At 69.7% G+C, this 1483-nt stretch carries 1 protein-coding gene; it reads right to left on the bottom strand.

Annotation, left to right across the window (positions count from 1 at the left end; translation table 11 throughout):
• Nucleotides 1-46: 46 nt before the first annotated feature.
• Entirely contained in the window at nt 47-1345 is a 1299-nt protein-coding gene (locus tag ACIF9R_RS38260) for an ISAs1 family transposase (protein ID WP_399987727.1), read from the bottom strand.
• Nucleotides 1346-1483: the final 138 nt, after the last annotated feature.

The following is a 1483-nucleotide window of genomic DNA, read 5'->3' as shown; positions in this document are numbered from 1 at the left end:
CACGGCCCCGGCGTAGTGCCGTGATGTCCGCTTTCGTGCCGGTCGGTCAGATGCCGTAGGCGGCGAAGGCATCGTTGTGGCGGTGGAGGTCGCGGCGGGCGTGGGCGATGTTGGCGCGTCCGGCGAGCCGGATCGTACTGATCGCCAGGTTGCGGAAGGTGGCCAGTGCGCGTGGGGACGTACCTGTCCTGAGCTGGGAGTTGTCTTCGCGGAAGGTGACATCCCGCACCCAGTGGATCTTGTTCTCCACGGACCAGTGGGTCCTCTCGTAATGGTTGAGGTGGGCGGGGCCGGCGAGAGTGGCGGGCAGGCTGGTGACGCCGAAGACGATCTCCTTGCTGGTCCAGTCGCCGTCCAGATCGCCGGTGTCCCGGCGGAGCCGGAAGACCTGCGCGGCGCCGGGAAAGAGGGTGTCGTCGGCTTTGGCCGTGCGGATCGAGCGGCGCTCGATGCGTCCGTGGCCACGGTCCTCCTGGATCGCGCTGGTCTTGGTCCACTCGACGTCTGTGCCGGACAGCAGGGACTGGGCGGCGGCCCGGGCCAGGGGCTGGTTCCCCTTCAGGATCAGCACGTAGTGGCCCTCCAGCTCGCCGGTGATCAGGCGGGCGGTGGTCTTGGTGGTGTGCAGGGCGTCCAGGGTGAACACCCGTCCCGGTGTGGCGAGTCGGGTCAGCAGGGCGCGGGCCGCACCGCCCTCTCCGCGCTTGTCGGCGACCTGGACCTGGCCGAGTACCGCGCCGCTGTCGTGGTCGACCGCACCGACCAGGAAGACCTTCCCGTGCTCGGTCCGGGCACCGTTCAGGGCCTTGCCGTCCACGGCCGCGGCCGACAGCAGACCGGCCGGGGCGGGATACTCGGCGACCCGCTGGGCGTGGCGGCGCTGCTCGCGCTCGGGCGGCCCCGGGGTGTCGGGAATCTCCGGCACGGGAAGACGGCCGACCGCGACGTCGGCAACGTATCCGCTGGTCTGCACGTCCAGGGCGTCGGCATCCAGATCGGCAAGGACTCTGCGGAAGGTACGTTCACTGGGCACCAGGAAACAGCCGGTCAGCGAGTCACGGCGGGCACCGATCCGCGCCAGCTTGTCCTGCGGGCAACGGGCAGCCCACTGCCAGATCGCCGCCACCGAGTCACCGCCGACCACCAGCGTCGCGCACGCGGCCAGAACCAGGACCACCACCAGGGCGTGCCGCCGGCCACGCCGCGCTCTCCGGTCCGGTACCTGCCGCAACCTGCTGACCAGCACAGACTCCACCGCCACTGGTTCGGCGGTGAGTTCGGCCTCCCAGAGCGCCAGATCGGCGAGCTGGCCAACAGCAGGGGGGATCAGCGAAGATACGGGCACGAGCGCGCCTCCAGTGACGATCTTTTGGCCTAGAGACCTGAAAGATCATCAGGAGTCGCGCTCGTCTGGCAAACCGGCCCAGCCCACCGACACATCACCGGGCAAACCACATCAACCCGGAACTACGCCGGGGCCGTG

This window comes from Streptomyces sp. NPDC086080 (genome assembly GCF_044540255.1).
GTDB lineage: Bacteria > Actinomycetota > Actinomycetes > Streptomycetales > Streptomycetaceae > Streptomyces.
The sequence above is the reverse complement of the archived record's forward strand: the minus strand, read 5'-3'. Positions and strand labels throughout refer to the sequence as shown.